This is a genomic window from Acinetobacter sp. 22301, assembly GCF_052045285.1.
GTDB lineage: Bacteria > Pseudomonadota > Gammaproteobacteria > Pseudomonadales > Moraxellaceae > Acinetobacter > Acinetobacter pittii.
Map to the genome: position 1 here is coordinate 314,003 of NZ_JBQEOR010000003.1, position 16,400 is coordinate 330,402.

At 39.8% G+C, this 16,400-nt stretch carries 15 protein-coding genes; 12 read left to right on the top strand and 3 right to left on the bottom strand.

What is annotated here, in order from left to right; all coding sequences use genetic code 11:
- Window positions 1-5: 5 nt before the first annotated feature.
- Both ACTJJH_RS07950 and ACTJJH_RS07955 read right to left on the bottom strand, forming a co-directional pair.
- Entirely contained in the window at window positions 6-794 is a 789-nt protein-coding gene (locus tag ACTJJH_RS07950) for a crotonase/enoyl-CoA hydratase family protein (protein WP_005066251.1), read from the bottom strand.
- 94 nt (window positions 795-888) lie between these two features.
- Window positions 889-3,696: a GacS-like sensor histidine kinase gene (locus tag ACTJJH_RS07955; protein WP_078220175.1), complete on the bottom strand. Its 2,808-nt coding sequence runs from the start codon at window positions 3,694-3,696 to the stop codon at window positions 889-891.
- 172 nt (window positions 3,697-3,868) lie between these two features.
- Here ACTJJH_RS07955 and cysM point away from each other — a divergent pair, with 172 nt between their 5' ends.
- The 4 genes from cysM to ACTJJH_RS07975 are packed head-to-tail and all read left to right on the top strand — an operon-like array spanning window position 3,869 to window position 9,370.
- The gene (gene cysM / locus ACTJJH_RS07960) at window positions 3,869-4,801 is read left to right on the top strand and encodes a cysteine synthase CysM (RefSeq protein WP_002117176.1); all 933 of its coding nucleotides are present in this window, start codon (window positions 3,869-3,871) and stop codon (window positions 4,799-4,801) included.
- A 12-nt stretch (window positions 4,802-4,813) separates the two neighbouring features.
- Window positions 4,814-5,632 carry a 3'-5' exonuclease gene (locus ACTJJH_RS07965; protein ID WP_005066255.1) on the top strand — a complete coding sequence of 273 codons (819 nt, stop codon included), beginning with the start codon at window positions 4,814-4,816 and terminating at the stop codon, window positions 5,630-5,632.
- A 9-nt stretch (window positions 5,633-5,641) separates the two neighbouring features.
- Window positions 5,642-7,033 carry a 23S rRNA (uracil(1939)-C(5))-methyltransferase RlmD gene (gene rlmD, locus ACTJJH_RS07970; RefSeq protein ID WP_440600968.1) on the top strand — a complete coding sequence of 464 codons (1,392 nt, stop codon included), beginning with the start codon at window positions 5,642-5,644 and terminating at the stop codon, window positions 7,031-7,033.
- A 30-nt stretch (window positions 7,034-7,063) separates the two neighbouring features.
- Window positions 7,064-9,370, top strand: a complete 2,307-nt coding sequence (locus tag ACTJJH_RS07975) for a RelA/SpoT family protein (protein WP_002117181.1) — start codon at window positions 7,064-7,066, stop codon at window positions 9,368-9,370.
- Between the two features lie 46 nt (window positions 9,371-9,416).
- On the opposite strand, the gene ACTJJH_RS07980 is transcribed toward ACTJJH_RS07975, so the two are convergent.
- On the bottom strand, window positions 9,417-10,190 hold the full coding sequence (locus ACTJJH_RS07980) for an SDR family oxidoreductase (protein ID WP_440600969.1): 774 nt from the start codon (window positions 10,188-10,190) through the stop codon (window positions 9,417-9,419).
- A gap of 112 nt (window positions 10,191-10,302) precedes the next feature.
- On the opposite strand from ACTJJH_RS07980, the gene mazG reads away from it, so the two are divergent.
- From mazG to ACTJJH_RS08020, 8 genes are all read left to right on the top strand, one after another.
- A complete protein-coding gene (gene mazG / locus ACTJJH_RS07985; protein WP_440600970.1) occupies window positions 10,303-11,109 on the top strand; it encodes a nucleoside triphosphate pyrophosphohydrolase in 807 nt (268 codons plus the stop codon).
- Window positions 11,078-11,482, top strand: a complete 405-nt coding sequence (locus ACTJJH_RS07990; protein WP_440600971.1) for a ComEA family DNA-binding protein — start codon at window positions 11,078-11,080, stop codon at window positions 11,480-11,482. The genes mazG and ACTJJH_RS07990 overlap by 32 nt, the downstream gene beginning before the upstream one ends.
- A 125-nt stretch (window positions 11,483-11,607) precedes the next feature.
- Window positions 11,608-13,071 carry a polynucleotide adenylyltransferase PcnB gene (pcnB, locus tag ACTJJH_RS07995; protein WP_440600972.1) on the top strand — a complete coding sequence of 488 codons (1,464 nt, stop codon included), beginning with the start codon at window positions 11,608-11,610 and terminating at the stop codon, window positions 13,069-13,071.
- Window positions 13,068-13,550, top strand: a complete 483-nt coding sequence (gene folK / locus ACTJJH_RS08000; protein WP_014208398.1) for a 2-amino-4-hydroxy-6-hydroxymethyldihydropteridine diphosphokinase — start codon at window positions 13,068-13,070, stop codon at window positions 13,548-13,550. The genes pcnB and folK overlap by 4 nt, the downstream gene beginning before the upstream one ends.
- Window positions 13,551-13,595: 45 nt before the next feature.
- Window positions 13,596-14,405 carry a 3-methyl-2-oxobutanoate hydroxymethyltransferase gene (gene panB / locus ACTJJH_RS08005; RefSeq protein WP_002117298.1) on the top strand — a complete coding sequence of 270 codons (810 nt, stop codon included), beginning with the start codon at window positions 13,596-13,598 and terminating at the stop codon, window positions 14,403-14,405.
- A gap of 3 nt (window positions 14,406-14,408) precedes the next feature.
- Complete coding sequence (panC, locus tag ACTJJH_RS08010; RefSeq protein WP_002117191.1) at window positions 14,409-15,257, top strand: pantoate--beta-alanine ligase; 849 nt, start codon at window positions 14,409-14,411, stop codon at window positions 15,255-15,257.
- A gap of 23 nt (window positions 15,258-15,280) precedes the next feature.
- Complete coding sequence (rapZ, locus tag ACTJJH_RS08015; RefSeq protein ID WP_002117179.1) at window positions 15,281-16,132, top strand: RNase adapter RapZ; 852 nt, start codon at window positions 15,281-15,283, stop codon at window positions 16,130-16,132.
- Window positions 16,129-16,398 (top strand): HPr family phosphocarrier protein, encoded by a 270-nt coding sequence (locus ACTJJH_RS08020; RefSeq protein WP_000567533.1) that lies wholly within the window; start codon window positions 16,129-16,131, stop codon window positions 16,396-16,398. Before rapZ ends, ACTJJH_RS08020 begins: the two co-directional genes overlap by 4 nt.
- The last annotated feature ends 2 nt before the right edge of the window (window positions 16,399-16,400 follow it).

Here is a 16,400-nt window from a genome sequence, read left to right on the forward strand (position 1 = left end):
GCTCTTTATTTATATTGGCGTGGTAAAAAATTAACTTCCGGATGTTTGTCTTTTTTACGAGCAAGTTTGCTATTTTTACCAAGTAATAATTTAAGTTGCCAGATTTTTTCTAGACGCAATGACTTTTCAGGTTGGTGTTCCATTGCATCAAGTACACGTTTTGCAGCAGTGAGAGCATCAGGTGAGCGTTGTAACATTTCAGTGGCAATTTCATTTGCTTTTTCTAGCGGAGAGTCGCTTAAATGAGTTACAAGACCAATTTCTTTTGCATAATCTCCATCAAAAACACGGGCTGTTAAGGTGAGTTCTTTTGCAAGGTCAACACCAATTAAGCCTTTCAATGAGCGAGTAAGTCCCATGTCTGGCACTAAGCCCCAACGGCTTTCCATAATCGACATTTTAGTGTCTGGATGAGAAATTCGAATATCAGCTGCTAAGGCAAGTTGCATTCCAGCACCAAAACAATATCCTTCAAGTGCCGCAATCACCGGTACAGGTAAATTTTGCCAAATCAGGAATGCTTTTTGGAATAAGCTTTGTCCAGGCTTTACAAGCTCCCAAATGGCAAAGGCAGAATTTTTTGGATTATTCAGGTCAGATAAATCAATTCCGGCACTAAAAACTTGTGCTTCACCTGTCAAAATCACACAGCGGATATCTCTATCTTTTTTAATGGCTTTTGCTGTTGAAACGAGTTCTTTTAATAAGGCAAAACTCATGGCATTACGTTTATCAGGACGGTTTAGATAAACTGTTGCAATGCCATTATTCTTTTCAATACGTAAAAGTGCCATGAAATTCCCGCTTATTTTTTTATCGATAAGCGGAGCATAACATGGCTGTAATTTGGAAACATGACAGCCCAGTCATGCCTATTTTGTAGATATGTTAGTCAGGGATCACCAAGATTTGATGGGCTGCACTTTCCACTTCTTTTACAACAAGTCCTAACTCGTCGAAGCGTCTCATAACTTCTTCAATAAAGCTTTCATCGGCTATACGGCGTTCTTTGCGTAGTGTTGAAATAAATTGCTCAAAGTCACCAGTCACTTGTTGTAGTTTTGGAGTCCCTACATAGCGTGTAGCGCCATAAAGACGATGTAAAACATGCTCAAGTTGAGGGAAGTCCTCAAGCTCGATGAGCTGCTGCATTTCGTCTAGCTCAGTTGGGAAGCTATCAACTAACATTTTAAGTAAATCTTGAGCAAGATCTTCTTTGTTTGCTGCAAGCTGCAAGCTTTGTTGCCAGTTTAGAATTTCTGGGTCTAATGCTTCTGCAACGACATGATGGTCTTTATCTGGAGCTTTTGCTGTAAAGTTGTTTTTAGTCCATTGCGTTAAAATCTGAATAATTTGTTCCATTTGAATGGGCTTGGTGACATAGTCATTCATGCCGACTTTGAGAAGTTTTTGTTTTTCATCGGCAAGGGCATGGGCTGTTAATGCAATAATTGGAAGCTGCATTTCACCATCTAAAGTCGACTCTAATGAACGAATAGCCCGCGTGGTATCAATACCTGACATAACAGGCATTTGAATATCCATAAACACTAAATCAAATGGTTTGAGTTTCTGATCGATTCGCTCTTGAATCAGATTAAGCGCTTCTTGACCACTGATTGCTTTAGTTGTTCTAACGTTGAGTTCACCCAGTAGGGCTTCTAAAACAATTAAGTTAGGTAAATGGTCATCCACTGCCAGAATGTGTAAACCCTGACCATTAAAGTCTTGTTGTTCTTCTTCAAATACAGGTTGATCGCTCAACAATTGAATAAGACCACTTCGGCTGAGCGGTTGATAGAGAGGGCGAGCACGATATTCAGTGAGCATGTTTGGCTCAAGCGTCATTTGATAGCCATAAACTGCCAAATTACCTTGATAACGACTACGAATTTCTTTTAATAACGCTTCAGTATCACCACTATGGTCAACAATGAGCCAGGTATTATCTTTCTGATCAAGATGTTTTAAACGACTAAATAAGTCCAGAATCGATTGTGTCTCGATATGAGGAACATGATAGTTCTCAAGGTAATAACGTAAAACACTTGCTGTAGCAGGGTGGGCAAGATAAGACACCACTTGTAAATGTTCAAAGTGCGGGTGTTCAATCTCGTAATCTTCATCTACCACAAATTGTGCTGTAAACCAGAAGGTCGAGCCTTTTTCTGTTGGAGCGCGTTCTTGGTTATCCTCAAAGCCAATTTGGCCATGCATCAGATGAACAAGCTGTTTAGAGATCGCAAGGCCTAAACCTGTACCGCCAAATTGGCGTGTAACAGATGCATCACCTTGCGAGAATGATTCAAATAATTTTTTACGATCTGTGCCGCTTAAACCAATACCACTGTCTTGAACACTAAAATGAAGTAGGCATTGTCCGATATCATCATGTTCCATACGAACACGAACAATAATTTCGCCATCTGGAGTGAACTTAATCGCATTTGAAATCAAATTAGTTAGAATTTGTTTAAAGCGTAAAGCATCACCAATCACTTGTTGTGGAATATTGTCCGCATAATAAAAAGCCATTGCGATATGCTTTTGAGCAGCCAGTGGAGACAGCATATCCATGACATCAAAGACAGCTTCTTCTAAATCAAACGGTGCTGTTTCGAGCTCTAACTTACCCGCATCAATTTTTGAGAAATCTAATACATCATTAATTAATGCTAATAAATGGGCAGATGATTTGCGAATGGTTTGTAGGTAAAGGTTTTGTTCGTTATTTAGGTTTTGTTGACGAAGTAATAAATGAATAAAGCCATCAATACTGTTTAAAGGCGTTCGAAGCTCATGACTAATATTGGCAAGGAAAACCGATTTGGCTTGGTTTGACGAAATCGCTTGGTCACGTGCTTGACGATAGGTAATGTTTTGAACTTCTAAGGTATCTAGCGTTCTGCGTAAGTCTTCTTCGGTTTGTTCGGTGTGTTCTTTTAACTCTAAAAAGCTAAAGTGCAATCGTTTAACAACGTTTGCAATATCTCGCTGTAACAAGCGCAATTCACCCGTACTGTTAATAACCATATGCTGGTCCAACGTGTCTGCATTTAAACGTTGCAACTGCATGCGAATTTCGTACATCGGCGCAATCCAGCGACGCGAATAAAAATTCAAGCAAAGTAAAAGTAACAGTAAGGTCATTAAGCCAGTAATGACAAGGGCAATCAAAATACGGTAACGTGCCAATTCTAGTGGCTGATTATCCATTTCAATCACGAGCCAGACAGGTGTTTTTCCTGGTGTATCGCTAATACGAAGTCCATAAATATTGTTGTGATTATAAGAGATTGGACCAAAAAAATTATTTTTTTCAGTAAAATTTGGCCAGTAACGATTGTCTCGATAACCGATACTTAAATAGGTTTGGCCGTTACTATCAATTAACGCAGCACGCTTTAGATTTTTTTCATTAAACATGCTTTGCATGATGTGCTGAGCATGGTCATATTCATCAGGCTGTAGTTCAACTAGGTGGTATAAGTCTAGTGCAATTTGATTATAGCGAGCTAAAATTGCTGAGGCATGATGTAGCTGTTGTTGTTTTACTGAATGTGAGGTTTCAGTTAAAACCAGAAAAGCACCAACACACGTTAAAATCATAATGGGCACAAAAATAAGAGCAATCAATTGCCCATATGCATGATTCAGACGTAAGCGTTTCGATAAGGTTTTATTGAAATTAGACATGGCTACATCAGATTTATCTCTCTGTACGGCATCTTATCACGCTTTATTTTAAAACAGACGGCATTTTATAAATGACCGAGCTTTAATCGCTTTCATGAAAAAGCATATTGAAATGGGTGCAGTACCGAGCATTTTTTCATACAATAGGCCCACCTCGATATAGGTGTTGATCATGAGTAATACACAACCTGATTTTTTAGCTGACGAATTTTTGTTAGATCACTATGTAGGTAAGACACCTCTAGTTCGTTTGCAGCGATTAGCTTCTCATACGCAAGCGATAGTTTTAGCAAAATTGGAAGGTAATAATCCGGCAGGTTCTGTAAAAGACCGTCCTGCATATAACATGATTATGCAGGCAGAAAAACGTGGTCAAATTAAACCGGGTGATACTTTAATTGAAGCAACCAGCGGTAATACCGGTATTGCTTTGGCTATGGTTGCGGCAATGCGCGGCTATAAAATGAAACTTATTATGCCGAACAATATGAGCCAAGAGCGTAAAGACGCAATGTTGGCTTATGGCGCAGAGCTGATTGAGGTAACACCACAGCAAGGTATGGAAGGTGCACGTGATTTAGCCTTGCAAATGGAAAAAGAAGGCAAAGGTCACGTTTTAAATCAGTTTGGTAATCCTGATAATGTTGAAGCACATTATTTAACAACTGGTCCTGAAATCTGGAAGCAAACAGGTGGGAAGATTACCCATTTTGTAAGCTCAATGGGTACAACCGGTACTATTATGGGCGTTTCTAAATATTTAAAAGAACAAAACCCAGATATTCAAATTGTTGGTTTACAGCCAGCAGACGGATCAAGTATTGCCGGTATTCGCCGTTGGCCAAAAGAATACTTGCCTACTATTTTTGATAGTAGCCGTGTTGATCGTATTATTGATATTCCCCAAATTGAAGCTGAAAAAACTATGCGTAAATTAGCTCGTATGGAAGGTGTGAGTGCTGGTACATCTTCAGGCGGTGCAGTTTGGGCATCAATCAAAATTGCAGAAGAAAATCCGGATGCTGTTATTGTTTGCATTATCTGTGACCGTGGCGATCGCTACTTGTCTACAGGTCTGTTTTCAGTACAGGACGATAACTCATAATTGAGAGAAATAATGCGTTTCCCTACCTTAGTTTTTGATATTGAAACTTTAACTGATTTAAAAGCGGGTGCGCATTTATATCATCTTGATTTACCTGAAGCCGATGTAGAGCAAGCATTGACGAAAATCCGTCGCCAAGAATCTGGTATGGATTTTCAGCGTTTGCCTTTACATGAAATTGTTTGTATTTCTGGCCTATGGATCGATGAGTCTGGTTTTCGATTATTTTCTTTCAGTCGAGAACAATATTCTGAAGCAGAAATTTTGCAGAAATTTCTATCTATTTTTGATAAGCGCCATCCGACTCTAGTAAGTTGGAATGGTTCGCAATTTGATTTACCAGTTATCCTATTTCGCGCTATGTATCATGGGCTCTCTGCACCCGGTCTGTTTGATCAAGGTGAGATTGATAGCCAAAAGCGTTTTAATAATTACCAAAACCGTTATCACCATCGCCATATAGATTTAATGGACGTGATGGCAATGTTTAATGGTCGTAATTTTCAAAAGCTTGATGATATTGCCTGTATTTTAGGTTTGCCGGGTAAGCGTGGCGAATCGGGTTATCATGTGCCTGAATATGTTCGTAATCAACAGTGGTTAAAATTGACGAGCTATTGTGAAGGGGATGTGCTCAATACATGGTTTATTTATTTGCGTTGGTTAGTACTAAAAGGTCAATTGAATGCAGATGAACATAACCACTGGATTAGTTCGAGTATTGAATATTTACAGACTATGCCACAGCAAGCCGATTTCCTTGAAGTATGGGAACGTACTTCGAAACATACCGAATTTACTTCTCACTATTTTAATTCTTCAGATTTTTAGGTTCATTCTTTGAAACAACAAGCCAAATCTCGCAACCTTCAACAACCTGAATATATTTTTCAGGTTGAAACACTTTCTCATGAGGGGCGTGGAATTGCACATTATGGTTCTCATCCTGAGCACCCTGCAGATAAGCATGGCAAAAAAGTTTTTATTCGTTATGCATTGCCAGGAGAAACTGTAAAAGCTCGGATTACCCATCAAGCGAAGCGTCTTGAAGAAGCTGAAATGTTGCAGTTGTTAGGAGAACCTTCAGCACATCGTATAGAGGCAATTTGTCCTCATTATGGTATCTGTGGTGGATGTAGCATGCAGCATATTCACCCTGATGAACAAATCCGTTTAAAACAAAATGTACTCCAGTCACATTTACAGCATTTCGCAGGTATTCAACCTGAACAGTGGCTAGAACCGATTCGATCTTTACAAAGTGATTATCGTCGTCGTGCTCGAATAGGCGTGCGCTATTTGCCAAAACCAGATCGCTTAATCATGGGTTTTCGCGAACATCATAGTAATCGTTTAACTTCGATCCATAGCTGTAGTGTTTTGGATAAAAACTTATCAAATAGTCTGCCTGAGTTACGCACTTTACTCCAAAGTCTAAAAGGCAAAGCGCACATTGGTCATGTAGAATTAGCAAAAGGTGATAATGAAATTTCTTTATTGGTTCGTCATGTAGAAAAATTAAACAATTCTGATGTCAACCAATTAAAGCAATTTGCGTTACACAAAGGGTGGCATTTGTATTTGCAACCTAAAGGTCCTGAAAGCATTCATCGTATTGATGATGAACAAGGTGCTTTACGTTTACATTATGCCTTAGAAAGGTTTAATGTAAATTTTGCTTTTTCGCCATTGGATTTTACTCAGGTCAATGCCACAGTAAATGAACAGATGGTTCAATTGGCATGTGAATTGCTTCAATTGCAACCAGGTGAAAAGGTACTTGATCTATTTTGCGGTTTGGGCAATTTCTCACTCCCGTTAGCACGATGTGTTGGTGAGAGTGGTCAGGTTGTCGGTGTTGAAGGGAGTGAAGAAATGGTGCAGCGAGCAACAGCTAATGCGGAATGCAATAGTTTGGTGCAAGCAACCTTCTTTTCACAAGATTTAACAAAAGATTTTTCGCATCATTCTTGGGCAAATCAAGGATTTGATGCATTATTGATTGATCCTCCTCGTGCTGGTGCATATGAAATTATGCAGTATGTATCAAATTTTGGAGCAAAAAGAATCGTTTATGTATCATGTAATCCAGCTACACTGGCAAGGGATGCGGGTGTTTTGGTCCAATATGGTTACCAGTTAAAAAAAGCAGCAGTGATGGACATGTTTACGCATACCGAACATGTTGAATCCATTGCACTATTTGAAAAAATTCAAGAGATAAACGATTAAAAACATGAGTTACATATTGAGGAGAATGGTATGGTCACAGTACGTGAACAGTTACCTGAACAACTAACCGAGTTGTCAGAGGAAACGACTGTAGAGCATGCCGCCGAAACGCAAATCGGTTTAGCCTCATGGTTGGATCGGGTGCGTGAAATATTAGATGGGGCGGAGCTTGAACAACTTGAAAAAGTCGCTCATTTAACCCTGCAAAAAGAGTTAGATTCAACGGTTAATCATCGTTCCAATACTTTTGCTACAGGCGTTGGAATGGCCGACATTCTGGCACATCTCCATGTAGATGAAGATACTTTATCAGCAGCAATGCTTTATCGTAGTGTACGTGAAGGCATTACCGATATAGAAGAAGTAAAACAGAAATTCGGGGAGCAAGTTTACAACCTTGTCAAAGGTACTTTGGCAATGGGTAAACTCTCAGAACTTATTGAGAAAAATAAACGGTTAGAAGATCACTTTAATAATAATCAACGAGAACATCTAAGCGGCATTTATAAAATGCTGATTTCGGTGACAGAAGATGTTCGTGTTGTTTTAATTAAACTTGCTGAACGTACTTATTCTTTGCGAGAGCTTGCAAATTCCTCTCGTGAACGCCAAGAACGTGTAGCGCGTGAAATTCTTACTATTTATTCGCCGTTGGCACATCGACTTGGTATTGCTCAGCTTAAATGGGAACTTGAAGATCTAGCGTTTCGCTATTTGGCTCCAGATCGCTATAAAGAGATTGCTTCATTACTCAATGAAAAGCGTTTAGAGCGTGAGCATTATATTCAGTTCGTCATTGATCGTTTGAAAAATGAGTTAGCGTCTTACGGCATTGAAGCTGAAATTACAGGGCGTGCAAAACACATTTATTCGATTTATCGAAAAATGAAGAGCAAAAACCTGAGCTTTGACCAACTTTATGACATTCGTGCTTTGCGTGTGTTGGTCAATAGTGTGCCAGAGTGCTACCACTCTTTAGGTATCGTACATCAAATCTGGCGTCATATTCCGCATCAGTTTGATGACTATATTACAAACCCGAAAGCCAATGGTTATCGTTCTTTGCATACGGCTGTAATTGCTGAAAACAAATCTCTTGAAGTGCAAATTCGTACTCACGAGATGCATGATGAAGCAGAGTTAGGCGTATGTTCACACTTTAACTATAAAGAAGGTTCAAAGAATACCGACCATTCTTTTAACCATCGTTTGCATTCATTACGTGCCGTTTTAGAACATTATCAAGAGCGTAATGAAACGACGGTACATCAAAACGAAGATGAAACAGAAGGCTTTGAACAGTTACAAGACTTTGAAGGCTTTGAGAAGATTTATGTTTTCAGTCGTGATGGTGATATTAAGGAATTGCCGCGTGGCTCAACAGTTTTAGATTTTGCCTATCATGTGCATACAGAAGTAGGGAATAAGTGTTATGCGGCGCGGGTCAACCAGCGTTATGTGCCACTTACCTATACTTTAAAAACGGGTGAACAGGTTGAAATTTTAACTAAAAAAGATCGTGAACCAAACCGTGATTGGTTGGTGAACTCTCTAGGTTATATTAAAACCTCTCGTGCACGTGACAAGTTGCGTCATTGGTTTAGGCAGCAAGACCGTAGTAAGAATCTTGAAGTAGGCCGAGAACTGCTTAATAAAGAGTTAGCTCGTCTTGCGATTCACCCAAAAAGTATCGACTTAAACGATTATTCATCACATTTTAATGTGAAGACCGGCGACGACATTTTGGTGAATTTGGTCAGTGGCGATATTAGCTTACATGCCCTGATTAATCAGGTGAACCGCCAAATGCATCTAGATCAGGATGAGCCTGAACTAGTACTTAAACCAACGTTAAATCCGCGTGCTAGCCATACGCTATCAGCACATGGCATTTTAATTGATGGTTTGGATAATGTAGAACTGCACATCGCTCAGTGCTGTCAGCCGGTGCATGGTGAATCAATCGCTGGATATATTACTTTGAACCGCGGTGTCAGCATCCATAAAGTCATTTGTTCTGACTATCAGCGTATGATTAAGCAAGAGCCAGAGCGTGCTGTTGAAGCTGATTGGGAAATGCAGCCAACACGTGGTCAAAGCGTTCAAATTGTGGTGGAAGCTTATGATCGTCGTGGTCTGCTTAAAGACTTAACTCAAGTGATTTTCTCTGACCAAATCAATATTCGTCAGGTTAATACAATTTCTGAGGCAGATGGTATTGCTAATATGAAGTTGCTCATTGAGGTTAAAGGTTTAGCGCAGCTTTCTCGTTTATTGGCTCGCCTAGAGCAACAACCAGGAATCATTAGTGCTCGACGCATGATTCAAGGCGTTTAATAAATTAAGTAAAAAGGCTGTCAAATGGCAGCCTTTTTATTGCAAATTACTTTCTAGATAAATAAATATTGGTTAGTCGATTTAGAAATTGTGGGCTCAACGTTGAGAGCTGATAAAGCAGTTTGGTTTTTATACCCACTGGAGTGTGGGTAGGCGTCCAAAAATGAGCCTTTTTCTCTACAAGCGTAAGCACCTGCTGAGCAATATCATTTGGGGTTAAATCTATCCCCATATTCTGAATGGTGCCTGCATCCATATTGTTAACCATTGCAGTTTGGACAAATAGCGGCATCACATCTAAAACACGGATACCATATTTTTTCCATTCCACATCTAAACCTTCAGTAATTCCACGAACTGCAAATTTACTAGCAGAATAAGAAATCAAATCAGCTTGCCCATAAATTGCAGAGGCTGAAGAGAGGTTGATAACACGTGCAAAAGACGCTTGCTTTAAGTAGGGTAGAGCAGCGTGACAACCATTGATTACGCCGTTTACATTAATATTTATTGTTCTTTGGTGAGCTTTAATATCAGTCATTTCAAACGCGCCAGAATATAAAATACCTGCATTATTTACCAAAATATTAAGTTCACCAGCCCATTCGGTAAATTCTTTTAATGTGTGTTGCCACTGGCTGTAATCACTTACATCTAGATAGCCGGCACGGGCATTTGGCCCTAAGTCATTTGCTAGTTCCTGAGCAAGCGATTCATTAATATCATAAATGCCTACTTTATATCCTTGTTTGTAGAATACGCGTGCAATTTCAGCCCCAATACCTTGAGCGGCACCACTAATCAGAATACTGTATCTCATCTTTTTTCTCTTTGTCAGTACAATAGTGCGACTGATTTAATCGCTTTGATTTTGATCATAACAAATTAAAATCTTAGTTTGACTGACCGACTTTTTAAACTTGAGGGTTACCATGGATAAATTGCTTAAAATCATGCAAGAGTTACGTGAAAAATGTCCGTGGGATCAACAACAAACCCCAATGTCACTGACTAAATATGCGATTGAAGAGGCGTATGAAGTCGAGGCGGCCATCCGTCAAGGCGATATCAATGAAATTAGAAATGAACTAGGCGATTTGTTATTGCAAGTTGTGTTTCAATCACAAATGTTTAGTGAGCAAGGCGCTTTTAACTTTCAAGATGTTGTTGAGGCAATAAGTGAAAAGTTAATACGCCGTCATCCCCATGTTTTTCAGGCAGATCAATTTAATACTTTAACACCAGAACAAGTAAGTGAGCTTTGGAAACAAATTAAGCAACAAGAAAAACAAGGCAAGCCGCAATCAAGATTAGATGGAATTAAACATGGGCCAGCCCTGTTACAGGCACAAGAAATTCAAGCAAATGTAGCTAAGGTTGGGTTTGATTTCGAAACGGTAGAAGATGCTTATGAAAAACTAGAAGAAGAGTTGGATGAGTTTAAGCAGGCCCTAAAAAATCAAAATATTGATGAAATTCAAGACGAATTTGGAGATTGCCTGTTTTCATTAGTCAATGTTGGACGTAAACTTGCGATTTCAAGTGAAACATCACTTTTATCGACAATACATAAATTTAGAAGCCGTTTTGCTTTTATTGAAGATCAAGCGCAAAAACAGCAAAGAACATTAGAGGACATGACCTTGTCTGAAATGGATGAATTGTGGAATCAGGCAAAGCGGCAGTTAAAGTTAGGGGAAAAAACACATGCAGCTCAGCATGAATCTTTGGAAGAATAAGCACAACATTTTCATTGTTTTATTTTGGAGCCTGATTTCTTCAACCTTTGTTCAGGCTCAATCTTTTGATCAAAATTTTAAGGAGTGGAAGGCTAAACAGCAGATGTATGATCAGAAGTTGAGCATGCAACAAGCCTCTCATTCTAATAGTCCAAAAAGCTCAGTTATGACTGATTCGTCAGGGCAAATACACTTGAATCAAGCCAATATTGATGAGCTCCAAAAGCTAAAAGGTATTGGTGAGAAAAAGGCTCAGGCGATTGTAGAATACCGTCAAAAGAATGGCGGCTTTAAAAATATTGATGAATTTAAAAACGTAAAGGGTATTGGTCCAGCCATTTTTGAAAAGAATAAATCACGGATGGCTTTATAAATCATCTTTCTGTCAATTATCATTTCATGTGCAAACTACAGAGAATCAAATTGCCCTTTGTGTGCGTTAGAGCTATGATTAGCGACAACTTGTTATTTACGTCCTGACGTAGGAGACAGCGTCTTTTGCAAACCTTGCGAGCGTCAAAATGTGGTTTGTCCACAGCCCAACTTCCTTCTTCGATTTTAGATGTGATCGATAGCCTGACTAAAGCTGGCTATGAAGCTTATATTGTTGGGGGTGGTGTCCGTGATTTAATGCTAGGGCTTAATCCTAAAGATTTCGATGCAGTCACTAATGCAACACCTTCCCAGATTAAAGAAGTTTTTGGTCGACGTTGTCGAATCATTGGCCGTCGATTTGAATTAGCACATGTCTATTCAGGGCGTGAGCTTATTGAAGTTGCAACTTTCCGTGCTCCTCCTAAAAAAGCAGTCACCAGTGCTTCAGGCATGATTTTACGTGACAATAACTGGGGAACCATCGAACAAGACTTTGCTCGCCGTGACTTTTCAATCAATACGCTATATTACCAACCGCGTAAGAGTATTGTGCTTGATTTCTGCAAAGCAATTGACGATGTAAAAAATAAAACCCTACGTTTATTGGGCGATCCGGCACAGCGCTTCGAAGAAGACCCTGTGCGTATGCTGCGAACTTTACGTTTTGCAGCGAAGTTAAATTTTAAAATTGATTCAGATATTCTCGATATATTTGATGCAGAGATGACGCAACTATTGCGTGATGTTTCTCCGCATCGTTTATATGATGAATCTCAGAAGCTCTTTACAATGGGACATTTGGCGCGTGTTTTGCCAATGTTGATTGAGTTTGGTGTTTGGAAACAACTCTTTGCCGATATTCAGCCTAACCTCACTCCATTTATTTTAAGAGCAGCAAAGAATACAGATCAGCGTATTCAAGTGGGTAAAACAATTAACCCTGCATTTTTCTATGCAGTCTTATTGTGGCAACCATTTTTAGAGCGTTGTGAATTTTATTTATCTAAAGGTGTGGTACCAGCTGAAGCGCGTGCACAAGCTGGTTTAGATGTCTTAAAACGTCAAGCAACCCGCACTGTGATTCCTCGTTTTGCAGAAACTTTTATTCGTGAAGTTTGGGAAATGCAGACCCGTTTGCTTAGTCCGAAACCACAGCAAATTGAAGCATTGGCTGGACATGCGCGTTTCCGTGCTGGTTTTGACTTCTTGTTACTTCGTGAAAAGTCAGGTGATGACACCACGCAAGGAATGGGAAGCTGGTGGGAAGCCTACCAAGAAATGTCGAATGACGAAAAAGAAGCTGCAATTAGCCAGTACAATCGTCAGAAAGCTAGAAACCGTCGTAAAGCCGTTGCTGAACCTGTTGAAAACAATAAAGTTGAGACGGAAATCGAACCTTTGGTTGATATTCCTGAACCACGCAGCCGTCGTGGGAAAAAAGAACGTGCTCGACAAGAACAATCGATGGGTCGTTTCGTTGAAAAAGCCTCTGCTTCAGAAGCTGGGTTGATGAGCGACCATCCGATTTTGAAGCGTAAGCGAGTACAACGCGATTTAAGCCAAGTTATTTTTGGGCCAACGCAATGACAACGAAGACCTATATTGGTTTAGGAAGTAATTTGGGTGATTCGCGCCAAATCTTATCTGAAGCCATTGCTAAGCTTAAAACTTTAGGTGGAGTGAAAGTTTCTAAACTTTATCAAAGTCCACCTATGGGTCCTCAAGATCAACCAAATTATTTAAATGCAGTTGCAGAGCTAAATACGGATCTCATGCCTTTAGATTTGTTAGACCAGTTACAGCGATTTGAGCAAGAAGCTGGTCGTGTACGCCTTCGTCGTTGGGGAGAGCGTACCTTGGATCTGGATTTGCTTATATATGGTGATGAAAAAATTCAAAATGAGCGCTTAACTGTGCCACACATTGGAATTCTAGAGCGAGATTTCGTTGTAATTCCTTTATTAGATTTAGACGCTGATTTACATATTAACGATCAGCCACTTAAAAATTTAGAACTCATACAGCAGCCTACGCTGACTGTACTTGCTGATGAGTCTTGGGCTTAAAGCCTGACTTATTACGTTCTGCAAACTCCTGTAGAGGATACCATCATGATTAGTCTAAGTGACTTAAGAAAATTTAAAGCCGAAGGACGTAAGTTCTCTTGTCTAACTTGTTACGATGCGAGTATGGCAAAAGCAATGGAACTTGCTGAAATTGATACAATCTTAATTGGTGATTCTCTTGGAATGGCAATTCAAGGTCGTGACTCAACTTTACCTGTAACTGTTGAGGACATGGCTTATCATACGGCGGCGGTGCGTCGTGGTAACCAGCATGCTTTGATTATGACTGACTTACCATTTATGAGTTATGCCACCTTAAATGATGCTTTGCAAAACGCAAGAACAGTTATGCAAGCTGGTGCTCAGATGATCAAAATCGAAGGTGGCGCTTGGTTAAGTGAAACTGTACAAGTTTTAACACGTAATGGTGTACCTGTATGTGTACATTTAGGTTTAACTCCTCAATCTGTACACGTATTTGGTGGTTACAAATTACAAGCTAAAACACGTGAAGCAGCTGATCAACTTATTGCTGACTGTACGGCAGTGGTTGAAGCGGGTGCGGCAGTTCTATTGCTTGAATGTGTTCCTGCTCAGTTAGGACAGGAAATTGCCGAACTATTTCCAAATACACCTGTGATTGGTATTGGTGCGGGTAATGCGACTGATGGTCAGGTACTTGTAGTACAGGACATGCTTGGTTTAACTTTTGGTCGAGTTGCGCGTTTTGTCCGTAACTTTATGAAAGAACAATCCGGCGAAACAGCAATCCTAGACGCTTTTAAAGCTTTTCATGCTGCTGTACAGGACCAGTCATTTCCAGCCAAAGAACATACTTTCCACGTTGAGCTGTAATTCATGAAAACAGAAACCACCATACAAGGTCTTGCAGCATCTTTAAATCCTGCTAGAGCTGCGCGTAAAATTATTGGTTTTGTCCCAACAATGGGAAATCTACATGAAGGCCATCTCACACTTGTTCGTGAAGCGAAAAAGTTATGTGATGTTGTGGTTGTTAGTATCTTCGTAAATCCAACCCAATTTGGACCGGGTGAAGATTTTGATAACTATCCTCGTACTTTAGAACAAGATAGTCGTCTATTGGCCGATGTCGGCTGTGACATTATTTTTGCACCTTCAGTTGAGCAAATGTACGGTACTCAGCCACGTTTAACCAATATAAGTGTTAGCCAAATTACTGATGCTTTATGTGGTAGTTCACGTCCTGGGCATTTTGATGGCGTAGCTTTGGTGGTCACCAAACTCTTTAATATTGTGCAACCTAACTATGCTTTCTTTGGTCAAAAAGATTACCAACAGTTAGCAGTGATTCGTCAGTTCGTACAAGACTTAAATATCCCGCTAGAAGTAATTGGTGTGCCTATTGTTCGTGCAGCAGATGGCTTGGCTCTTAGTTCAAGAAATGGTTATTTAAGTCCTGAGCAACGTCAGGTCGCTCCAGTTATTTATCAGAGTTTAAAGCAAGCTGAGCAGCAGTTACATCAAGGCAAAGATCTACAACAAGTTTTAGAAGATATCAAAACTCAGTTGACAGATAATGGGTTTGTTGTGGATTATGTCGAAGCTCGTCAGTCAAATCTGTTACCTGCTACTCAGTTTGATCGTGATATTGTGTTGTTCATCGCGGCAAAATTGGGTGCAACTCGTTTGATTGATAATTTAGAAGTTGCCTTTACACCCCAATAAACAGATCAAAGGACAGCCATGCCATGAAGCGTATACTTATCGTGACAGGACAGTCTGGTTCAGGAAAATCTTCGGCTCTCCAAGTGTTAGAAGATTTGGGCTATTACTGTATTGATAATTTGCCTTTGGCATTGCTGCCCGAAATTGTGGCAAAGCTAGATCATGAAAATAATCTAGAGCAGTTGGCATTAGGTGTGGATGTTCGAAGCACTCGTGCAGATATGCAAGAGTTTGATCATGTTTTTGAACAACTACAAAAACATGGCACAGTTGATGTGATTTATCTGACTACGCAAGATCAGGATTTGATCGCACGTTTTAGTGCATCGCGTCGTCCGCATCCATTGGCCAATCGTTTTAAAAGTCTGTTGCAATGTATTCATGAAGAAAAGCAATTGCTGCTCCCAATTCAGTTCCGTGCTACGGTTCATATTGATACAACGGATAAAAGTGTTCATGATTTAAAGCATATTTTACTGTCTAAATTGGGGCAGTCAGATAAGCTTATCGTGATATTGCAGTCATTTGGATATAAACATGGCATTCCTTTAGATGCTGATTATGTTTTTGATGTACGGCATTTACCAAATCCGCATTGGGATTTAGAATTGAGACGTTTTTCTGGTTTGGATGAGCCAGTAAGACTATTTTTAGAAGCAAGTCCGCAAGCAAACGAAATGTTTGATGATATTCTTCACTTCTTAAAAAAATGGCTTCCAGCATTTGCTGAAGGGCATCGTCACTATATGACGATTTCTATTGGTTGTACTGGTGGTCAACATCGTTCCGTTTATATCGTAGATAGACTAAAACAAGCACTTGAGGCAGAATGGTCTGTTCAGGTCTTACACAGAGAAATGAAGCACTGGTCATGATAGACACAACTGTTGATGTAATTAATAAACTCGGTTTACATGCTCGTGCATCAGGAAAACTGATAGAGGTCACTACAAAATTTCGTTCGTCGATCCAAATTGGAAAAGGCGATCATTTAGTAGATGCAAAAAATATTATGTCTTTGCTGATGTTAGGTGCAGGTAAAGGGACCACTTTACGATTGGTCATTGATGGTACCGACGAAGAGCAGGCATTAAATGAAGTACAGGCGTTATTCGCCGCAAAATTTTATGAGGCAGATTAATC

Excerpts from the sequence above, each read along its gene's own strand:
- ACTJJH_RS07950 (WP_005066251.1), bottom strand. The coding sequence starts at position 794 with ATGGCACTTTTACGTATTGAAAAGAATAATGGCATTGCAACAGTTTAT.
- ACTJJH_RS07955 (WP_078220175.1), bottom strand. The coding sequence starts at position 3,696 with ATGTCTAATTTCAATAAAACCTTATCGAAACGCTTACGTCTGAATCAT.
- cysM (WP_002117176.1), top strand. The coding sequence starts at position 3,869 with ATGAGTAATACACAACCTGATTTTTTAGCTGACGAATTTTTGTTAGAT.
- ACTJJH_RS07965 (WP_005066255.1), top strand. The coding sequence starts at position 4,814 with ATGCGTTTCCCTACCTTAGTTTTTGATATTGAAACTTTAACTGATTTA.
- ACTJJH_RS07975 (WP_002117181.1), top strand. The coding sequence starts at position 7,064 with ATGGTCACAGTACGTGAACAGTTACCTGAACAACTAACCGAGTTGTCA.
- ACTJJH_RS07980 (WP_440600969.1), bottom strand. The coding sequence starts at position 10,190 with ATGAGATACAGTATTCTGATTAGTGGTGCCGCTCAAGGTATTGGGGCT.
- mazG (WP_440600970.1), top strand. The coding sequence starts at position 10,303 with ATGGATAAATTGCTTAAAATCATGCAAGAGTTACGTGAAAAATGTCCG.
- ACTJJH_RS07990 (WP_440600971.1), top strand. The coding sequence starts at position 11,078 with ATGCAGCTCAGCATGAATCTTTGGAAGAATAAGCACAACATTTTCATT.
- folK (WP_014208398.1), top strand. The coding sequence starts at position 13,068 with ATGACAACGAAGACCTATATTGGTTTAGGAAGTAATTTGGGTGATTCG.
- panB (WP_002117298.1), top strand. The coding sequence starts at position 13,596 with ATGATTAGTCTAAGTGACTTAAGAAAATTTAAAGCCGAAGGACGTAAG.
- panC (WP_002117191.1), top strand. The coding sequence starts at position 14,409 with ATGAAAACAGAAACCACCATACAAGGTCTTGCAGCATCTTTAAATCCT.
- rapZ (WP_002117179.1), top strand. The coding sequence starts at position 15,281 with ATGAAGCGTATACTTATCGTGACAGGACAGTCTGGTTCAGGAAAATCT.
- ACTJJH_RS08020 (WP_000567533.1), top strand. The coding sequence starts at position 16,129 with ATGATAGACACAACTGTTGATGTAATTAATAAACTCGGTTTACATGCT.